Here is a 13,848-nt window from a genome sequence, read left to right as displayed (position 1 = left end):
CGCCTGTGGACAACCGGACCCCGAATCCCGGTTCCGCAAGGAATTTCAGTCAACGGACAGCTCGCGAACTGACCCTTTCAGGGGAGTGGGCCCCTCCTCTTCGACCCCGATCTCCGCCGAGCCGACCCTCGGGACGCCCCGCGGCAACCCCGACTGCACCCCTGTGGACACATTGCGCAATTCCCCCATACCGGGGCGTGAGGGACTCCGGTGGAATAGTGAGTCGTGGAGCGTCACCACGCACCGGTAGCCTTGAGCGCGTGATTGACCTTCGCCTGCTCCGTGAGGACCCCGACCGTGTGCGCGCTTCGCAGCGCGCCCGTGGAGAGGACGTCGCGCTCGTCGACTCCCTCCTGTCCGCCGACGAACGGCGCAGGTCGTCCGGCGTCCGCTTCGACGAGCTGCGCGCCGAACAGAAAGCGCTCGGCAAGCTCATCCCCAAGGCGACCGGCGACGAGAAGGCCGAGCTGCTGAAGAAGGCCGGCACCCTCGCGGCCGACGTCAAGGCGGCCGACGCGGAGCGGGACGCGGCAGCGGCCGAGACGCAGGAGCTTCTGGGCAGGCTGAGCAACCTCGTCCACCCCGACGTCCCCGTCGGCGGCGAGGAGGACTTCGTCACGCTGGAGACGCACGGCACCGCCCGCGACTTCGGCGCCGAGGGCTTCGAGCCCAAGGACCACCTGGAGCTCGGTCAGATCCTCGGTGCCATCGACGTCGAGCGCGGTGCCAAGGTCTCCGGATCGCGCTTCTACTTCCTGACCGGCGTCGGCGCGCTGCTCGAGCTGGCTCTGGTGAACGCCGCGATCGCCCGGGCCACCGCGGCCGGCTTCACCCCGATGCTGACCCCGGCCCTGGTCCGGCCCCAGTCCATGGCGGGCACCGGCTTCCTCGGGCAGGCGGCCCAGGACGTGTACCACCTCGAGAAGGACGACCTCTACCTGGTCGGCACGTCCGAGGTGGCGCTCGCCGCGTACCACATGGACGAGATCATCGACGCCGACCGGCTGCCGCTCCGCTACGCGGGCTTCTCACCCTGCTTCCGGCGCGAGGCCGGCTCGCACGGCAAGGACACCCGCGGCATCTTCCGCGTACACCAGTTCGACAAGGTCGAGATGTTCTCCTACGTCACTCCGGAGGAGTCGCAGGAGGAGCACCAGCGGCTGCTGGAGTGGGAGAAGCAGTGGCTGACGGCGCTGGAGCTGCCGTTCCGCGTGATCGACGTCGCCTCGGGCGACCTGGGTTCCTCCGCCGCACGGAAGTACGACTGCGAGGCGTGGATCCCGACCCAGGGCAAGTACCGCGAGCTGACCTCGACCTCGGACTGCACCGAGTACCAGTCCCGCCGGCTCCAGATCCGCGTACGTGACGGCAAGCGTGTGCGCCCGCTGGCCACGCTCAACGGCACCCTGTGCGCCGTACCGCGCACGATCGTGGCCATCCTGGAGAACCACCAGCAGGCCGACGGTTCGGTGCGGATCCCCGAGGTGCTGCGTCCGTACCTGGGCGGCCGGGAGCTTCTGGAACCGGTTTCCAAGTGAGCACACCGTTCCCGTACCAACTCGTCGCCACCGACCTCGACGGCACACTGCTGCGTGACGACCACTCGGTCTCCCGCCGCACCCGGGACGCGCTCGCCGCGGCCACCGCGGCGGGCGCCTCCCACATCGTCGTCACCGGCCGCGCGGTCCCCTGGACCCGGCCCATCCTCGACGACCTGGGCTACCAGGGCCTCGCCGTCTGCGGCCAGGGCGCCCAGGTGTACGACGCCGGAGCACACCGGCTGCTCACGTCGGTGACGCTGGACCGGCAGCTGGCCGCGGTGGCGCTGGCCAAGATCGAGGCGGAGACCGGCCCGCTGCACCTGGCCGCGAGCCGCGACGGGCTGGACGGTGAAGTACTGGTCGGCCCCGGCTACGAGGTGACGGGCAGACTGCCCTCGACGCCGCTCACGGACGCGTCGGACCTGTGGGCGGCCCCCCTGAACAAGCTGTACATACAGCACCCGACCCTCACCGACGACGAACTCGCCGAAGCGGCCACCCGCACCGCGGGCGGTTTCGTCACTGTCGTCATGGCGGGCGAGGGCATCGTCGAACTGCTTCCCCTCGGCCTGTCCAAGGCCACCGGACTGTCCCTGGCCGCTCGCCGGCTCGGGGCGAAGGCCGCGGGGACGATCGCCTTCGGCGACATGCCCAACGACATCCCGATGTTCGCCTGGGCCGCACACAGCGTCGCCATGGCCAACGCCCACCAGGAACTGCGGGCGGTGGCCGACGAGGTGACGTCCTCCAACGAGGAGGACGGGATCGCGGTGGTGCTGGAGCGGTTGCTGGGCTGAAGGCGCCACGCCCGCTGAGCCGTTCAGAAACCGGAGGGCTCAGCGGGGCGGGTTCGACGTCCTGCGGAGGATGCACGAATCGAACGTGCGCGGGCTTTCGCCCGACCGCGGCTCAGCGAGCCGGTGCCTTACCTCTCGGCCAATCCTCCGGGTGGGCGGCCCACGCGGCTGATGCGCGTGCTCGAAGCGGCCGCCCCGGGCAGCTCCCCGTGGAGCGGACTCGGCAAAGGAGCAGGAACTACTCCGGAGCCCGCCGTCGGCTGCCCTGTCGGGAGCTGGACGTACTGCCGTGCATGGACATCGTCCCGCTCCTCTCCCGGATCACGACACCGGACCTTCCCGGCGATGCGGACACCACCACTCTGCCCGCCGGGCGAGGTGGGTGCCACTCATTTAGGGCCCGTCGTCCGGACCACGCCAAGGACGTGAAGCCGCGGGACCGCCGGCCGTGAAAACCCGGCCGCCCCGCCGTCAGCGGGACGGCCGGGCGGGCACCGCTGCCGGCCGCCGCGGCGCACTCATCCCCGGCGACGGCGCCACCGGCGTCGGCGTGCCTTGCCGAAGAACCATCCCGCCGGCGGCTCGTCGGAGCGTCAGGTCTGCGGCTGCGGCTCCGGCTCCTCGTGCCGCCGGCGTTCGGTCAGCATGCGGGCGCGAGCGGACGACTCGGCGGTCTCCGCAGCGCGGACGAAGGCGTCGACCAGGACCACGCCGTCCGGGGCGGGGGAGACACTGCTCTCGGCCTCGGCCTCGTCCTCGGCGTCCCGGTCACGGGTCCGGCGGTCGGGGCGGTGGTCCGGCCGGTCGTCGGTCCCGAGGACGGGTGGGTCGTCCGGCCCGTGGACGGGCCGGCGGGCGGACCACCCGTCCTCGCCCTCGTGCTCCCGCCGTTCGTCGTGCCCGGCCGTCCGACCCGCCATCGCGGTCGGTCCTTCCGTCGGATCGTGAGCCGTAGCCTTCCGTGTCCCCCGTGCCCGGTGTGCCGGAGCGGAACGAAGCGCGTGCAACGGGGTGAGGTCACTCCTCCCCGGCGAGCGTCAGCGTGCGCAGCTTCTGCCCCGCGTACCAGGTGGCCAGGACGGTGACGACAACCAGCAGGATCGTCGCGGTCGTGAGACCGACGTCCGAGGTGACCAGGTCGCCGCCGGAGACCTTCTGGGCCACCGCCAGCGACCACTGCTGGACGCTCAGCGTGCGCGCGCCGGGCACCAGGGAGCCGAACAGGGCCTCCCAGACCAGCGCGTAGACCAGCCCGAACACCACCGCGTGCCGGGAGACCGTGCCGAGCAGCAGGAAGAGCGCCGCGTACGCGATGGAGGCGACCAGCGCGGCCACCGTGTAGGCGACGGCGATCTGCTGGCCGTTGCCGTTGAGGACGAAGCCGGCGATCAGGGTGGGCACCGCCGAGAAGACCATCGTCACGGCGATCGCCACGATCAGCTTGGTGTAGATGATCGTGGGCCGCTTGATCGGCTTGGACAGCAGGTACACCACCGAGCCGTCGTCGATCTCCGGGCCCATCGCGCCGGTTCCCGCGATGACACCGATGATCGGCACCATGGTGGCGAGCGCCAGCCCGCCGAGCACGTCGGCCGCGGTCTGGTCGTCGGCACCGGCGAGGACGCGCACCGCCACGGAGATCGCGATCAGCAGCAGGGGCAGGGCGCCCAGGATGAGGGCCCGGCGACGGCCGAGCAGGGCCCGGTAGGTGAGTCGGGCGACTGTGGGGTCGTACATGGTTGGCCTCCTACGCCGCGACGAGATACGAGAAGACGGACTCGAGGGACTCGTCGGACGGCGAGACCGTGAGCAGGCGGATGCCGTGTTCCTTCGCGACCCTGGGCAGCAGGGACGTGAAGCGGGCGAAGTCGACGGCCTGGATGCGCAGGACGCCCTCGCTGTGGTCGACCTCGATGCCGGACGTGGACGGGTCGGCGATCAGCGCGGCCGCGAGGACTCGGTCGTCGCTGGAGCGCACCAGGTAGCGGTGCGGACGGTCCGTCATCAGGCGGCGGATCTTGCGGAAGTCTCCGCTGGCCGCGTGCCGGCCGGCGACGACGACCTCGATGTGCCAGGCGAGCTGCTCGACCTCTTCGAGGATGTGGGACGAGAACAGTACGGTGCGGCCCTCGTCGCCCATGCGCCGCAGCAGGTCCATCAGCTGCATGCGCTGGCGCGGGTCCATGCCGTTGAATGGTTCGTCCAGCAGGAGCAGGGACGGCTCGTGGACCAGCGCGGAGGCCATCTTCACGCGCTGCCGCATGCCCTTGGAGTACGTGGCGATCTTGCGGTCCTGCGCGTACTCCATCTCGACCGTCGCCAGGGCCTGCTGGGCCGCCTTGGCGCCCAGTCCGTGCAGTTCGGCGTTGGCGACGACGAACTCGCGGCCGGTGAGGAAGTCGTACATCCCCTCGCGCTCGGGGACGATGCCGATCTGCCGGTAGATCTTTTCGTTGCGCCACACGGTCTGGCCGTCGAGGGTGACGGTGCCGGTGGAGGGGGCGAGGAAGCCGCCCATCATGTTGATGAGGGTGGACTTCCCGGCACCGTTGGGGCCGAGGAGACCGGTCACGCCGGGGCCGATGGTCATGGTGATGTCGTTGACGGCGACCACGTTGCCGAACCAGCGGGAGACATGGTCGATGGAGAGCGTGGTCACAGGCCCACCTTCCGGTAGCGGCGCGTCAGAAGGCCGTAGCAGGCCGCGATCAGGCCGAGGGTGATGAGGACGTACACCACGCCCTCGCCGTTCGACGGTCCCACTCCACCGGGGAAGGTGGTGCTCGCGCCCAGGAAGGCGGACTGCACACCGTCGATGAGGGTGACCGGCGAGAACAGGCCGATCCAGGCGATCGCCTGGGAGCTGTCCTGGACGTGCGCGATCGCCTGGAGGGTGGAGACCGCGCCGTAGGAGATGGTCAGCACGGCGATCACGGCGGCGATGCCGAAGCCACGACGCGGGGTGACCGCCGCGATGACCAGGCCGATACCGGCGAAGAGCAGGGAGAGCAGTGCCACCGAGACGAGTCCTTGCGCGAACCCCTTGGTCTGGTCGGCGAAGTCGAGTTCGGCCAGCAGCGCACCCACGTAGAGCACCAGCAGGGGAGTGGCGGTCAGGATGAAAAGGGCCGAGGTCAGGGCCGCAAACTTGGCGCGTACGTAGTCGGCGGTCTCGATGGGCCGCGAGAAGTACAGCGGCACGGTCTTGAAGCGCAGGTCGCGCGAGACGGACTGGGGTGCCTGCGAGGCGATGTACAAGCTGATCACGGCCTGCATGATGATCGCGTAACGGGTGTAGTCGACGGGCAGTTCCTTCACCTTGGTGGCCACGGCGACGGCCACCATGATGGCGGCGGGGATGCACATCACCACGAACAGCAGCATCGGCAGCACCTTGGACTTCGCCGAGCGGCCGAGGCCGTAGGAGCCGCGCAGGGACTGCGAGTACAGCGAGAGCCTGGCGTAGGAGCGGCCGAGGCGAGGGCCTTCGTAGGAGCGATAGCCGATGTTGTGGATCCGGGTCTGGTCACCCGACGCCGGTGCGGGTGTCCGCAGGGGCTGCTCAACCGCCATGGCCGACCGCCTCCTTCCGCTGCTCGCCGTTGCCGTGGCCGGCCCCGGTATTCGTACCTGTACCCGCGTCCGTGCCCGCGCCGGTGTCCGTGTCGTTCGTGAAGACCTCGGAGATGTGGTGGCGGCGCTGTTCCATGCGCACCAGGCCGAGGCCGAGGTCGGCGATCACGTCCCGCACCAGGTCGTAGGTCTCCTCGCCCTGGGCGGTGAGCAGGAGGACATGTCCGGAGCCCGGCAGTCCGCTGCCGTCCTGGACGGACACCCCGCGCGCGTCGAGCGCTTCGCGCACCGCGCGGGTGCCGTCGGGGTGCTCGTCGGTGTCGGTGACCTCGATCGCGAGGGTCGTCGTGTTCTGCGTGAAGTCCGTGGTGGAGCTGGAGCGCAGCAGTTTGCCGCCGTCGACGACGACCACGTGGTCGCAGGTGCGCTCGAGCTCGCCCAGAAGGTGTGAGGTGACCAGGACCGAGATGCCGAAGTCGGTGTGGATGCGACGGATCAGGCCGAGCATCTCGTCACGGCCGACGGGGTCGAGGCCGTTGGTCGGCTCGTCCAGGAAGACCAGGTCCGGGTCGTGCACCAGGGCCTGCGCGAGCTTCACGCGCTGCTTCATGCCGGTCGAGTAGCCGCCCATGGGGCGGTAGCGCTCCTCGTACAGGCCGACATGGCGCAGGGTGTCCGCGGTGCGCTCCCGCGCGGCGGTGGGCGGCAGGCCGGACATGCGTGCCATGTGGACCACGAACTCGGTGGCCGAGACGTCCGGCGGCAGGCAGTCATGTTCCGGCATGTAGCCGACCCGCTCCCGGATGGCGGCGCCCTCGGTCGCGACGTCGAGGCCGAGCACTTCGGCGCGGCCCTCCGTGGCGGGGGAAAGACCCAGAAGGATCTTGATCAATGTGGACTTGCCGGCTCCATTGGCCCCGACGAGTCCGGTCACACCGGGCCCGACGTCCATGGAAAGCCGGTCAAGCGCGGTCACCCTGGGGAACCGCTTGCTCAGACTTTCGGTCGCGATCACAGTCACGTCCCCGACGTTAGTGACCCGCGCCACGCGGGTCGTCAGCCCGGAGAGCCGTCTTGGCATCCCCCTCTGGTTGTACGGGCCCGTAGGGGATCCTCCCCTCGGGGAGCTGTCCGCAGCCAGGAGTCGCCTCTTGACCCGGCCTCCGCTGAGCTGCCGGATTCGCCGGTGTCACGCCACGGACACGGAGCACAGCCTGCGGTACGGACACGTGGCACAGCAGACGGGCGCGGGCGCAGGGCGAAGCCGGCGGCACGGGGCGGAGGCGGAGTGACGGGCTCGTCCGGAACGGTGCTGCGGGGCGCGCGCGAGCGCCGGGTGCGTACGGGGGGCGTCGACCGGGACGCGGAGGCGGCGGTCCGCACCGCCGAGGAGGCCCGTTCGGCCGGAGCGTCGGCGTCCTGAGCCAGGACCGTCGACGTGTCCGACGCGCAGGCCATGGAAAAACTCGCCGAGGAGATCACCGCGGAGCACGGCGTGGTGGACGTCCTGGTGAACAACGCGGGTGTCGGCCTGGGCGGCTCCTTCTTCGACACCACCCCGGAGGACTGGAAACGGGTTCTCGACGTCGATCCGTGGGGCGTGATCCACGGTTGCCGACTCTTCGGAGCGCGGATGGCCGGGCGCGGGCAGGACGGTCACCTCGTGAATGTGGCGTCCGCCTCGACGTACCAGCCGTCCCGGGCGCTGCCCTCCTGCAGCACTTCCAAGGCGGCGGTGCTGATGCTCGGCGAGTGCCTGCGCGCGGAGCTCGCGGGGCAGGGGATCGGCGTGACGGCGGTCTGCCCCGGCATCGTCGACACCGGCATCACCTCCAGCGCGCGCTTCGCGGGCACGGAGGCCGAGGAGGAACAGCGCCGCAGGCGGCGGCCCGCCGCTACGGGCTGCGCGACTGTCCTCCGGAGAAGGTCGCCGCCGCGATTCTGCGCGCGGTGGTGCGGAACGAGGCGGTGGTACCGGTGACCCCGGAGGCGCGCGGCGCGTACGTGTGGGCACGGTGGATGCCGGGGGCGCTGCGCAGGATCACTCGGGTGAAGCCACCGGTGTGAGACCTCGCCGAGGGGCGGCCCGAAGGCCCGGCCCCGTGTCGGCCGGCGGCCGTCGGTACGGGACTGTCCGGGAGCCGCCGATACGGTTGTCCACAGGTTCGACCGACTCTTCTGTGGATAAACAGACTTTGCTGTGGATCAAACACGCTGGACAAAATCAATCGCGTGATTCACGTCTCCCACGGCAGGCTGAGCGGATGGACGAAAGACGCACCGTGAAGGTGTCGAAGTACCTGGCCAGACATCTGCGCCATCAGCCCGAGGCCATCGGGCTCACCCTCGACGAGGCCGGCTGGGTCGAGATCGACACGTTGATCGCCGCGGCGGCCGCACACGGCTTCCGGTTCACCCGGGCGGAACTGGACCACGTCGTCGCCGCCAACGACAAGCAGCGCTTCGCGATCGAGGGCACCCGGATCCGCGCCAGCCAGGGGCACAGCATCGAGATCGACCTCGGACTGCCGCCGGCCGCCCCGCCGCCGTATCTCTTCCACGGCACCGTCGCCCGTCACCTGGCCGCGATCCGCGCCGAGGGTCTGCTGCCCATGGACCGGCACGACGTGCACCTCTCCGCCGACCGCGCCACGGCGACCCGTGTAGGTGCCCGCAGGGGCCGCCCCGTGGTGCTCTCCGTGGACTCGGCCGCCATGCACCGCGACGGCCATGTCTTCCGGGTGAGCGCGAACGGCGTGTGGCTGACCGGCACCGTGCCCCCTGGGTATCTGCGGTTCCCCGAGAGCCACTGACGCGGCGGTTTCCCGGCGGCCGACGGCACCGCATGATCAGCGGTATGGAACATCTGCCCACCACCGAGGCCGCCGTCACCGCCCTCCGGGCCCTCGCGGACGTATACGGACGCGAGATCGAGGTCACCCATGACATCGGCGCCGACCAGACATCACGCCGCACCGCAGCGGGTGTGGGCGTGACCACCGACCCGGACGGTTCCCTCCCCCATGAGGCCTACGTCGAGTTCGGCGGCCTGCCCCGAATCAGCGTGCGGCTCTATGCCGAGGGCGACGCCCTGATCGACGTGGAGGGCGTGGAGTGCCCCGACATCCCCCGCGACGAAGTGCCCGCCTTCCTCCGCTCCGCCTTCGACGGCCTCGCCCATGTCCGAAGCCGACGCTTCCCCCCGGGCCACTTCCTGATCGTGCCGCTGCCCGGCGACCGGACGCACAAGGAGTTCATCCCCATGATCGTCCTCACGCCTTGGCTGAGTGCGCACGTGCGGTGAGCGCTGGACGTGTGGCGACCGTTTCACGTGAAACACCCGGGCGTCGACGGGGGGCGGCAGAACCTGGGCTCGACGGCACGAGTCTGCGCCTGAGCACCGTGCCCCTCCCGTACCGCCGCTGGAACGGGGGCAGCCGTTCGACCCGGAAGCGCGCCGAGGAGCTCGGCTTCCCTACGGGATACACCCACGGTCACCTGTCGTGGCGCATCTTCCGGACCGACCCGTGGTCCGGTGCCCTTCCGACCCCGACCGCCGCCGCGGCCGTCACCCTGATGTCCGGCCGTCCCGCTCCCCGGTGACGAGACGTACGAGAAATCGTGCCCGGAGCCTCACTCGTGTCCCGGAGGAACGGCAAGGTCCGCTGACCGGTGGCTCGGGGCGGCTCGGGGCGGCTCCGGGCGGCTCCGGGCGGCTCCGGCCGAAACCGCCCGGGGCCCGTTGCGGACCGCCGGGCGGACGGCCCCCTGTGCCCGACGAATCCGTCACCGCGTCCGGGGAAGACTGGCGGGATGGGAGAGATCCGCGTCGGAACCTGCTCGTGGACGGACAAGGCACTGGTGTCCAGCGGCTGGTATCCGACAGGCCACCGCGACGCGGAGGGCAGACTGCGGCACTACGCCACACAGTTCCCGGTGGCAGAGGTGGACTCCACCTATTACGGGCTGCCCAGCACCCGTAACAGTCTTCTGTGGACCGACCGCACCCCTGAGGGCTTCCGGTTCGACGTGAAGGCGTTCTCCCTGCTCACCGGGCACCCGACGCGGCCGGAAGCGCTGCCCGCCGAACTGCGCCCGGCCCTCGCACGGCAGCGGGGGCGGGCAGGCATCGACCCCGGGCTGCTCGACGACGTGTGGGACCGGTACAGCGCGGCCCTCGAACCACTGCGCGCGTCCGGCCGTATGGGGACGCTGGTTTTCCAGTTCCCGCACCGGCTCGTACCGGGGAGGCCGGCGGTGGAGTTCCTGCGCCGGTGCCGTGAGCGTGCCGCGGGATGGCCGATGGCCGTGGAATTCCGACACCCCGGCTGGTGGCGCGAGGAGCACGTCGATGCGACGACCGCCCTGCTGACGGAACTGGACACGGCCGCCGTGGCCGTGGACATGGTGCAGACGCTTCCCGCTTCCGTACCACCGGTCGTACGGGTCACCACCCCGGAGCTCGCCCTGGTGCGCTTCCACGGTCGCAACAGCGCGTGGGGGACCGGCACCAAGGAAGAGAGGTTCCGCCACTCGTACACGCCCGAAGAACTCTCCGAGTGGGCACCGCGCGTCCGCGAGATGGCCGAGCAGGCGCGGGAGGTCCACGTCCTGTTCAACAACTGCTGCGGGGACGCCGCCGTCCGCGCCGCGCAGTCGATGCAACACCTGCTCGGTCTCTCGTAGGGTCGTCCCCATGCGACTGAGCACTGTGATTCTGCCGATCGACCGCTGGCGCGAGGGGGGCCGCGACAAGTGGCGGCGCGCCGAGGAGCTGGGCTTCCACGCCGCCTACACCTACGACCACCTGTCCTGGCGCACCTTCCGGGACGGCCCCTGGTTCGGCGCGGTACCCACGCTCACCGCCGCCGCGGCGGCCACCGAACGGCTCCGGCTCGGCACGCTCGTCACCTCGCCGAACTTCCGGCACCCGGTGACCCTGGCCAAGGAGCTGATCTCCCTCGACGACATCTCGGGCGGACGCGTCACCCTCGGTATCGGCGCAGGCGGTTCCGGTTTCGACGCCACCGCGCTGGGCCAGGAACCGTGGACCCCGCGCCAGCGGGCGGACCGCTTCGCCGAGTTCGTACCGCTGCTCGACCGGCTGCTCACGGAGGGCTCCGTGTCGTACCAGGGCGACTTCTACGCGGCGCACGAGGCCCGCGGCATCCCGGGGTGTGCGCAGCGGCCCCGGCTGCCGTTCGCCGTGGCCGCCACCGGGCCGCGCGGGCTGCGGCTCGCCGCCCGGCACGGGCAGGCATGGGTGACCACGGGTGACCCCAAGCTGTACGAGAACGGCACGCCCGAACAGTCGGTGCACGCCCTTCGCGGTCAGCTGGAGAAGCTGGCCGATGCCTGTGCCGAGATCGGGCGGAGCATGGCCGAGCTGGACAAGATCCTGCTCACGGGATTCACCCCGGACCGGGGGCGCCCGCTGGAGTCCCTGGACGCGTTCGTCGACTTCGCGGGCCGCCATGCGGAACTGGGATTCACCGAGATCGTGCTCCACTGGCCCATCCCGGACTCGGACTTCGCGGCGGACCAGAAGATCTTCGAACGGATCGCCATGGAGGCTCCGGCCCAGCTGGGCTGAACGGGCGGGCGGCCGGCGAGCCGGATCGATCCCGTAGCCGGCCCTCACCGTCACTGCCGCGGCTTCGGCCACCGCACCCGTTTCGGCTGCCGCACCCGTTTCGGCCGCTCACCGGGAGCGGTGAGCCCTCACATGTGCGGAGTGCCGCACGGCCGTGCGGGCTCATACGGGACAATGGCGGGGTGACCTCAGCGACCGCACAGCCCGAGACCCCGGGCTCCCCCCAGCCCTCGACCTCGCTCGAGTGGGCAGACATCCCTGTCACCCCGCCGCGGCTCATCGCCACCGACCTCGACGGCACCCTGCTGCGCGACGACAAGTCGGTGTCCCCCCGCACGATCGCCGCACTGGCCGCCGCCGAGGAGGCGGGCATCGAGGTCTTCTTCGTCACCGGCCGCCCGGCCCGCTGGATGGACGTCGTCAGCGACCACGTCCATGGCCATGGGCTCGCCATCTGCGGGAACGGCGCCGCCGTCGTCGACCTGCACGGCGGTGCCGGTGCCCACCGTTTCGTGAAGGTGCGCGAGCTGGCCCGGCAGAACGCGTTGGACGCGGTGCGACTGCTGCGTGAGGCGGCGCCCGGCACCGTGTACGCCGTCGAGCAGACCTACGGCTTCAACCAGGAGCCGGCGTATCCGAAGCTGCACATGGAGATACCGGACGTCCGCGCCCCGGCCGAGGAACTGCTGGCACCGGGCGGTCCCGCCGACGACGAGCCGGTGCTCAAGATCCTCGCCCACCATCCCGAGCTCGACCCCGACGCCTTCCTCACCCTGGCCCGGCTGGCCATCGGCACCCGCGCCAACGTCACCCGTTCCAGCCCCAGCGCCCTGCTGGAGATCAGCGGTCCCGACGTGTCGAAGGCCAGCACCCTCGCCCTGTGCTGCGCCGAGCGCGGGATCTCGCACGAGGAGGTCGTGGCGTTCGGGGACATGCCCAACGACATCGAAATGCTGACCTGGGCGGGCCGTTCCTACGCGATGGGCAACGCCCACCCGGATGTCCTCACCGCCGCCTCGGGGCGCACGGTCGCCAACAACGAGGACGGCGTGGCCGTGGTGATCGAACAGATGCTGAGCCGACGGTCGTGACCGGGCCGATCACCCGGTGGGCCGACCGTCTCGGGTGGGGCCGACCACCTCGAGTGGGTCCGGCGTGAACGGCGGAGCGGGCCGGGCCCGGTGCCCGCTCAGAGTGTCAGCCCGCGTTGGGCCAGCCACGACACCGGGTTCACCGCCGAACCCATCTCGGGCGTGACCCGCACCTCGAAGTGCAGGTGCGGCCCGGTGGAGTTGCCGCTGGTGCCGGACTGACCGATCCACTGGCCGGGCGAGACGTGTTCGCCCTGGTCCACGGTGACGGCGGCCAGGTGGGCGTACTGCGTGTAGTAGCCGCCCGCGTGCTCGACCACGATTTCGATACCGAAGGCCCCTCCGCAGGACACCTTCACCACCTTGCCCCCGCCCACGGACCGCACCGGCGTGCCGATCGGCACCGCGAAGTCCTGGCCGGTGTGCCGGTTCGCCCAGAGCGCGCCGCCGCTCCCGTAGGACGCGGACAGCACGTAGCTCTCCACCGGCGCCACCCAGGACCCGGTGAACGCGGTCTCCGGCTGATCGAGCCGCACCGCCCCACGGCAGGAACCGGCCGCCACCGAGGCGTCCGCCTGGCCCTGCAGCTGCCACCGCGCCGTCTCGAGCTTCTGCTCGATGCTGCCCTTGAGATCGGCGAGTTCCTTGTTCCGCTTCTCCAGCGCCTTCCACGCTTTTTCTGCCTTCGCCTCGTTCCGGGCGAGCCGGGCCTCGGCGCGCGCGTTCCTCTTGAGCGCGGTGCCGAGGGTCAGGTTCGCCTTCCACACGGCACGCTGACCGCGTATCACCTCCTCCGGGTCGTCCGCGAGAATCAGGTGCGCGGTCAGTGGCAGTCCGCCGCCACTGCGGTACTGGGACCGTGCGATGCGGCCGAGGTCATCGCGCAGGACCTCGGACTCCTGGCGCTCCCGGTCGAGCAGCTCCTCCAGCCGTCGTACCTCGGTCCGCTGCCGGCTCGCCTGGCGCCGGCCCGCCTCGTACTTCAGTGTCGCCGCGGCCGCCTCCTCGTAGAGTCGCGCCACCTGGGCGCTGGCCCCGGATTCCGGACTGTGGCCCGGAGCGTACGGGCCGTCGCCCTCGCCGTCGGTGGGCCGGGCGGCGAGCACGGCGAGCGCGCACAGCGGCACGGCGACGAGCAGCGGATGACGGCGGGGGAGGCGCATGACAGCGATCCTGGCCCCCGCCCCGGCAACGGTCCTGTTCATGTCGTACGCCTGGGGGACCGTACGACCCGGATGGACCAGCGATACCGC

At 70.9% G+C, this 13,848-nt stretch carries 12 protein-coding genes, 1 tRNA gene and 3 pseudogenes; 9 read left to right on the top strand and 7 right to left on the bottom strand.

What is annotated here, in order from left to right; all coding sequences use genetic code 11:
- Positions 1 to 260 precede the first annotated feature (260 nt).
- Together serS and OHB56_RS21700 are read left to right on the top strand one after the other, a co-directional pair.
- The gene (gene serS / locus OHB56_RS21705) at positions 261 to 1,538 is read left to right on the top strand and encodes a serine--tRNA ligase (RefSeq protein ID WP_381174341.1); all 1,278 of its coding nucleotides are present in this window, start codon (positions 261 to 263) and stop codon (positions 1,536 to 1,538) included.
- Positions 1,535 to 2,338 (top strand): HAD family hydrolase, encoded by an 804-nt coding sequence (locus OHB56_RS21700; protein WP_326753764.1) that lies wholly within the window; start codon positions 1,535 to 1,537, stop codon positions 2,336 to 2,338. Before serS ends, OHB56_RS21700 begins: the two co-directional genes overlap by 4 nt.
- A gap of 64 nt (positions 2,339 to 2,402) precedes the next feature.
- Here the strand turns inward: OHB56_RS21700 and OHB56_RS21695 are convergent.
- The 6 genes and pseudogenes from OHB56_RS21695 to OHB56_RS21670 all read right to left on the bottom strand — a co-directional run bounded on the left by OHB56_RS21695 (position 2,403) and on the right by OHB56_RS21670 (position 6,926).
- Positions 2,403 to 2,487 (bottom strand) — tRNA-Ser (locus tag OHB56_RS21695).
- Positions 2,488 to 2,856: 369 nt separating this feature from the next.
- Positions 2,857 to 3,048, bottom strand: a pseudogene (locus OHB56_RS21690) (hypothetical protein).
- Between the two features lie 307 nt (positions 3,049 to 3,355).
- On the bottom strand, positions 3,356 to 4,075 hold the full coding sequence (locus tag OHB56_RS21685) for an ABC transporter permease (RefSeq protein WP_326753763.1): 720 nt from the start codon (positions 4,073 to 4,075) through the stop codon (positions 3,356 to 3,358).
- A 10-nt stretch (positions 4,076 to 4,085) separates the two neighbouring features.
- The gene (locus OHB56_RS21680) at positions 4,086 to 4,997 is read right to left on the bottom strand and encodes an ABC transporter ATP-binding protein (protein ID WP_055591752.1); all 912 of its coding nucleotides are present in this window, start codon (positions 4,995 to 4,997) and stop codon (positions 4,086 to 4,088) included.
- A complete protein-coding gene (locus OHB56_RS21675; RefSeq protein WP_326753762.1) occupies positions 4,994 to 5,911 on the bottom strand; it encodes an ABC transporter permease in 918 nt (305 codons plus the stop codon). The genes OHB56_RS21680 and OHB56_RS21675 overlap by 4 nt, the downstream gene beginning before the upstream one ends.
- Entirely contained in the window at positions 5,901 to 6,926 is a 1,026-nt protein-coding gene (locus OHB56_RS21670) for an ABC transporter ATP-binding protein (RefSeq protein WP_326757083.1), read from the bottom strand. Before OHB56_RS21670 ends, OHB56_RS21675 begins: the two co-directional genes overlap by 11 nt.
- 225 nt (positions 6,927 to 7,151) lie before the next feature.
- Between OHB56_RS21670 and OHB56_RS21665 the strand changes: the two are divergent.
- The 7 genes and pseudogenes from OHB56_RS21665 to OHB56_RS21635 all read left to right on the top strand — a co-directional run.
- Positions 7,152 to 7,978, top strand: a pseudogene (locus OHB56_RS21665) (SDR family NAD(P)-dependent oxidoreductase); the annotation flags it as partial.
- Between the two features lie 197 nt (positions 7,979 to 8,175).
- Positions 8,176 to 8,724 (top strand): RNA 2'-phosphotransferase, encoded by a 549-nt coding sequence (locus OHB56_RS21660; protein ID WP_326753761.1) that lies wholly within the window; start codon positions 8,176 to 8,178, stop codon positions 8,722 to 8,724.
- Positions 8,725 to 8,756: 32 nt separating this feature from the next.
- Positions 8,757 to 9,215, top strand: coding sequence for a hypothetical protein (locus tag OHB56_RS21655; protein ID WP_326753760.1), 459 nt, complete (start codon positions 8,757 to 8,759; stop codon positions 9,213 to 9,215).
- Positions 9,216 to 9,298: 83 nt separating this feature from the next.
- Positions 9,299 to 9,484 (top strand): annotated as a pseudogene (locus tag OHB56_RS21650) (LLM class flavin-dependent oxidoreductase); the annotation flags it as partial.
- A 240-nt stretch (positions 9,485 to 9,724) separates the two neighbouring features.
- A complete protein-coding gene (locus OHB56_RS21645) occupies positions 9,725 to 10,597 on the top strand; it encodes a DUF72 domain-containing protein (protein ID WP_326753759.1) in 873 nt (290 codons plus the stop codon).
- Between the two features lie 10 nt (positions 10,598 to 10,607).
- A complete protein-coding gene (locus OHB56_RS21640; protein ID WP_326753758.1) occupies positions 10,608 to 11,504 on the top strand; it encodes an LLM class flavin-dependent oxidoreductase in 897 nt (298 codons plus the stop codon).
- 164 nt (positions 11,505 to 11,668) lie between these two features.
- Positions 11,669 to 12,595, top strand: coding sequence for an HAD family hydrolase (locus OHB56_RS21635; RefSeq protein ID WP_326757082.1), 927 nt, complete (start codon positions 11,669 to 11,671; stop codon positions 12,593 to 12,595).
- 98 nt (positions 12,596 to 12,693) lie between these two features.
- On the opposite strand, the gene OHB56_RS21630 is transcribed toward OHB56_RS21635, so the two are convergent.
- Positions 12,694 to 13,758 carry a murein hydrolase activator EnvC family protein gene (locus tag OHB56_RS21630; protein ID WP_406355102.1) on the bottom strand — a complete coding sequence of 355 codons (1,065 nt, stop codon included), beginning with the start codon at positions 13,756 to 13,758 and terminating at the stop codon, positions 12,694 to 12,696.
- Between the last annotated feature and the right edge of the window lie 90 nt (positions 13,759 to 13,848).

Source organism: Streptomyces sp. NBC_01635 (genome assembly GCF_045209715.1).
Lineage (GTDB): Bacteria > Actinomycetota > Actinomycetes > Streptomycetales > Streptomycetaceae > Streptomyces > Streptomyces hirsutus.
The sequence above is the reverse complement of the archived record's forward strand: the minus strand, read 5'-3'. Positions and strand labels throughout refer to the sequence as shown.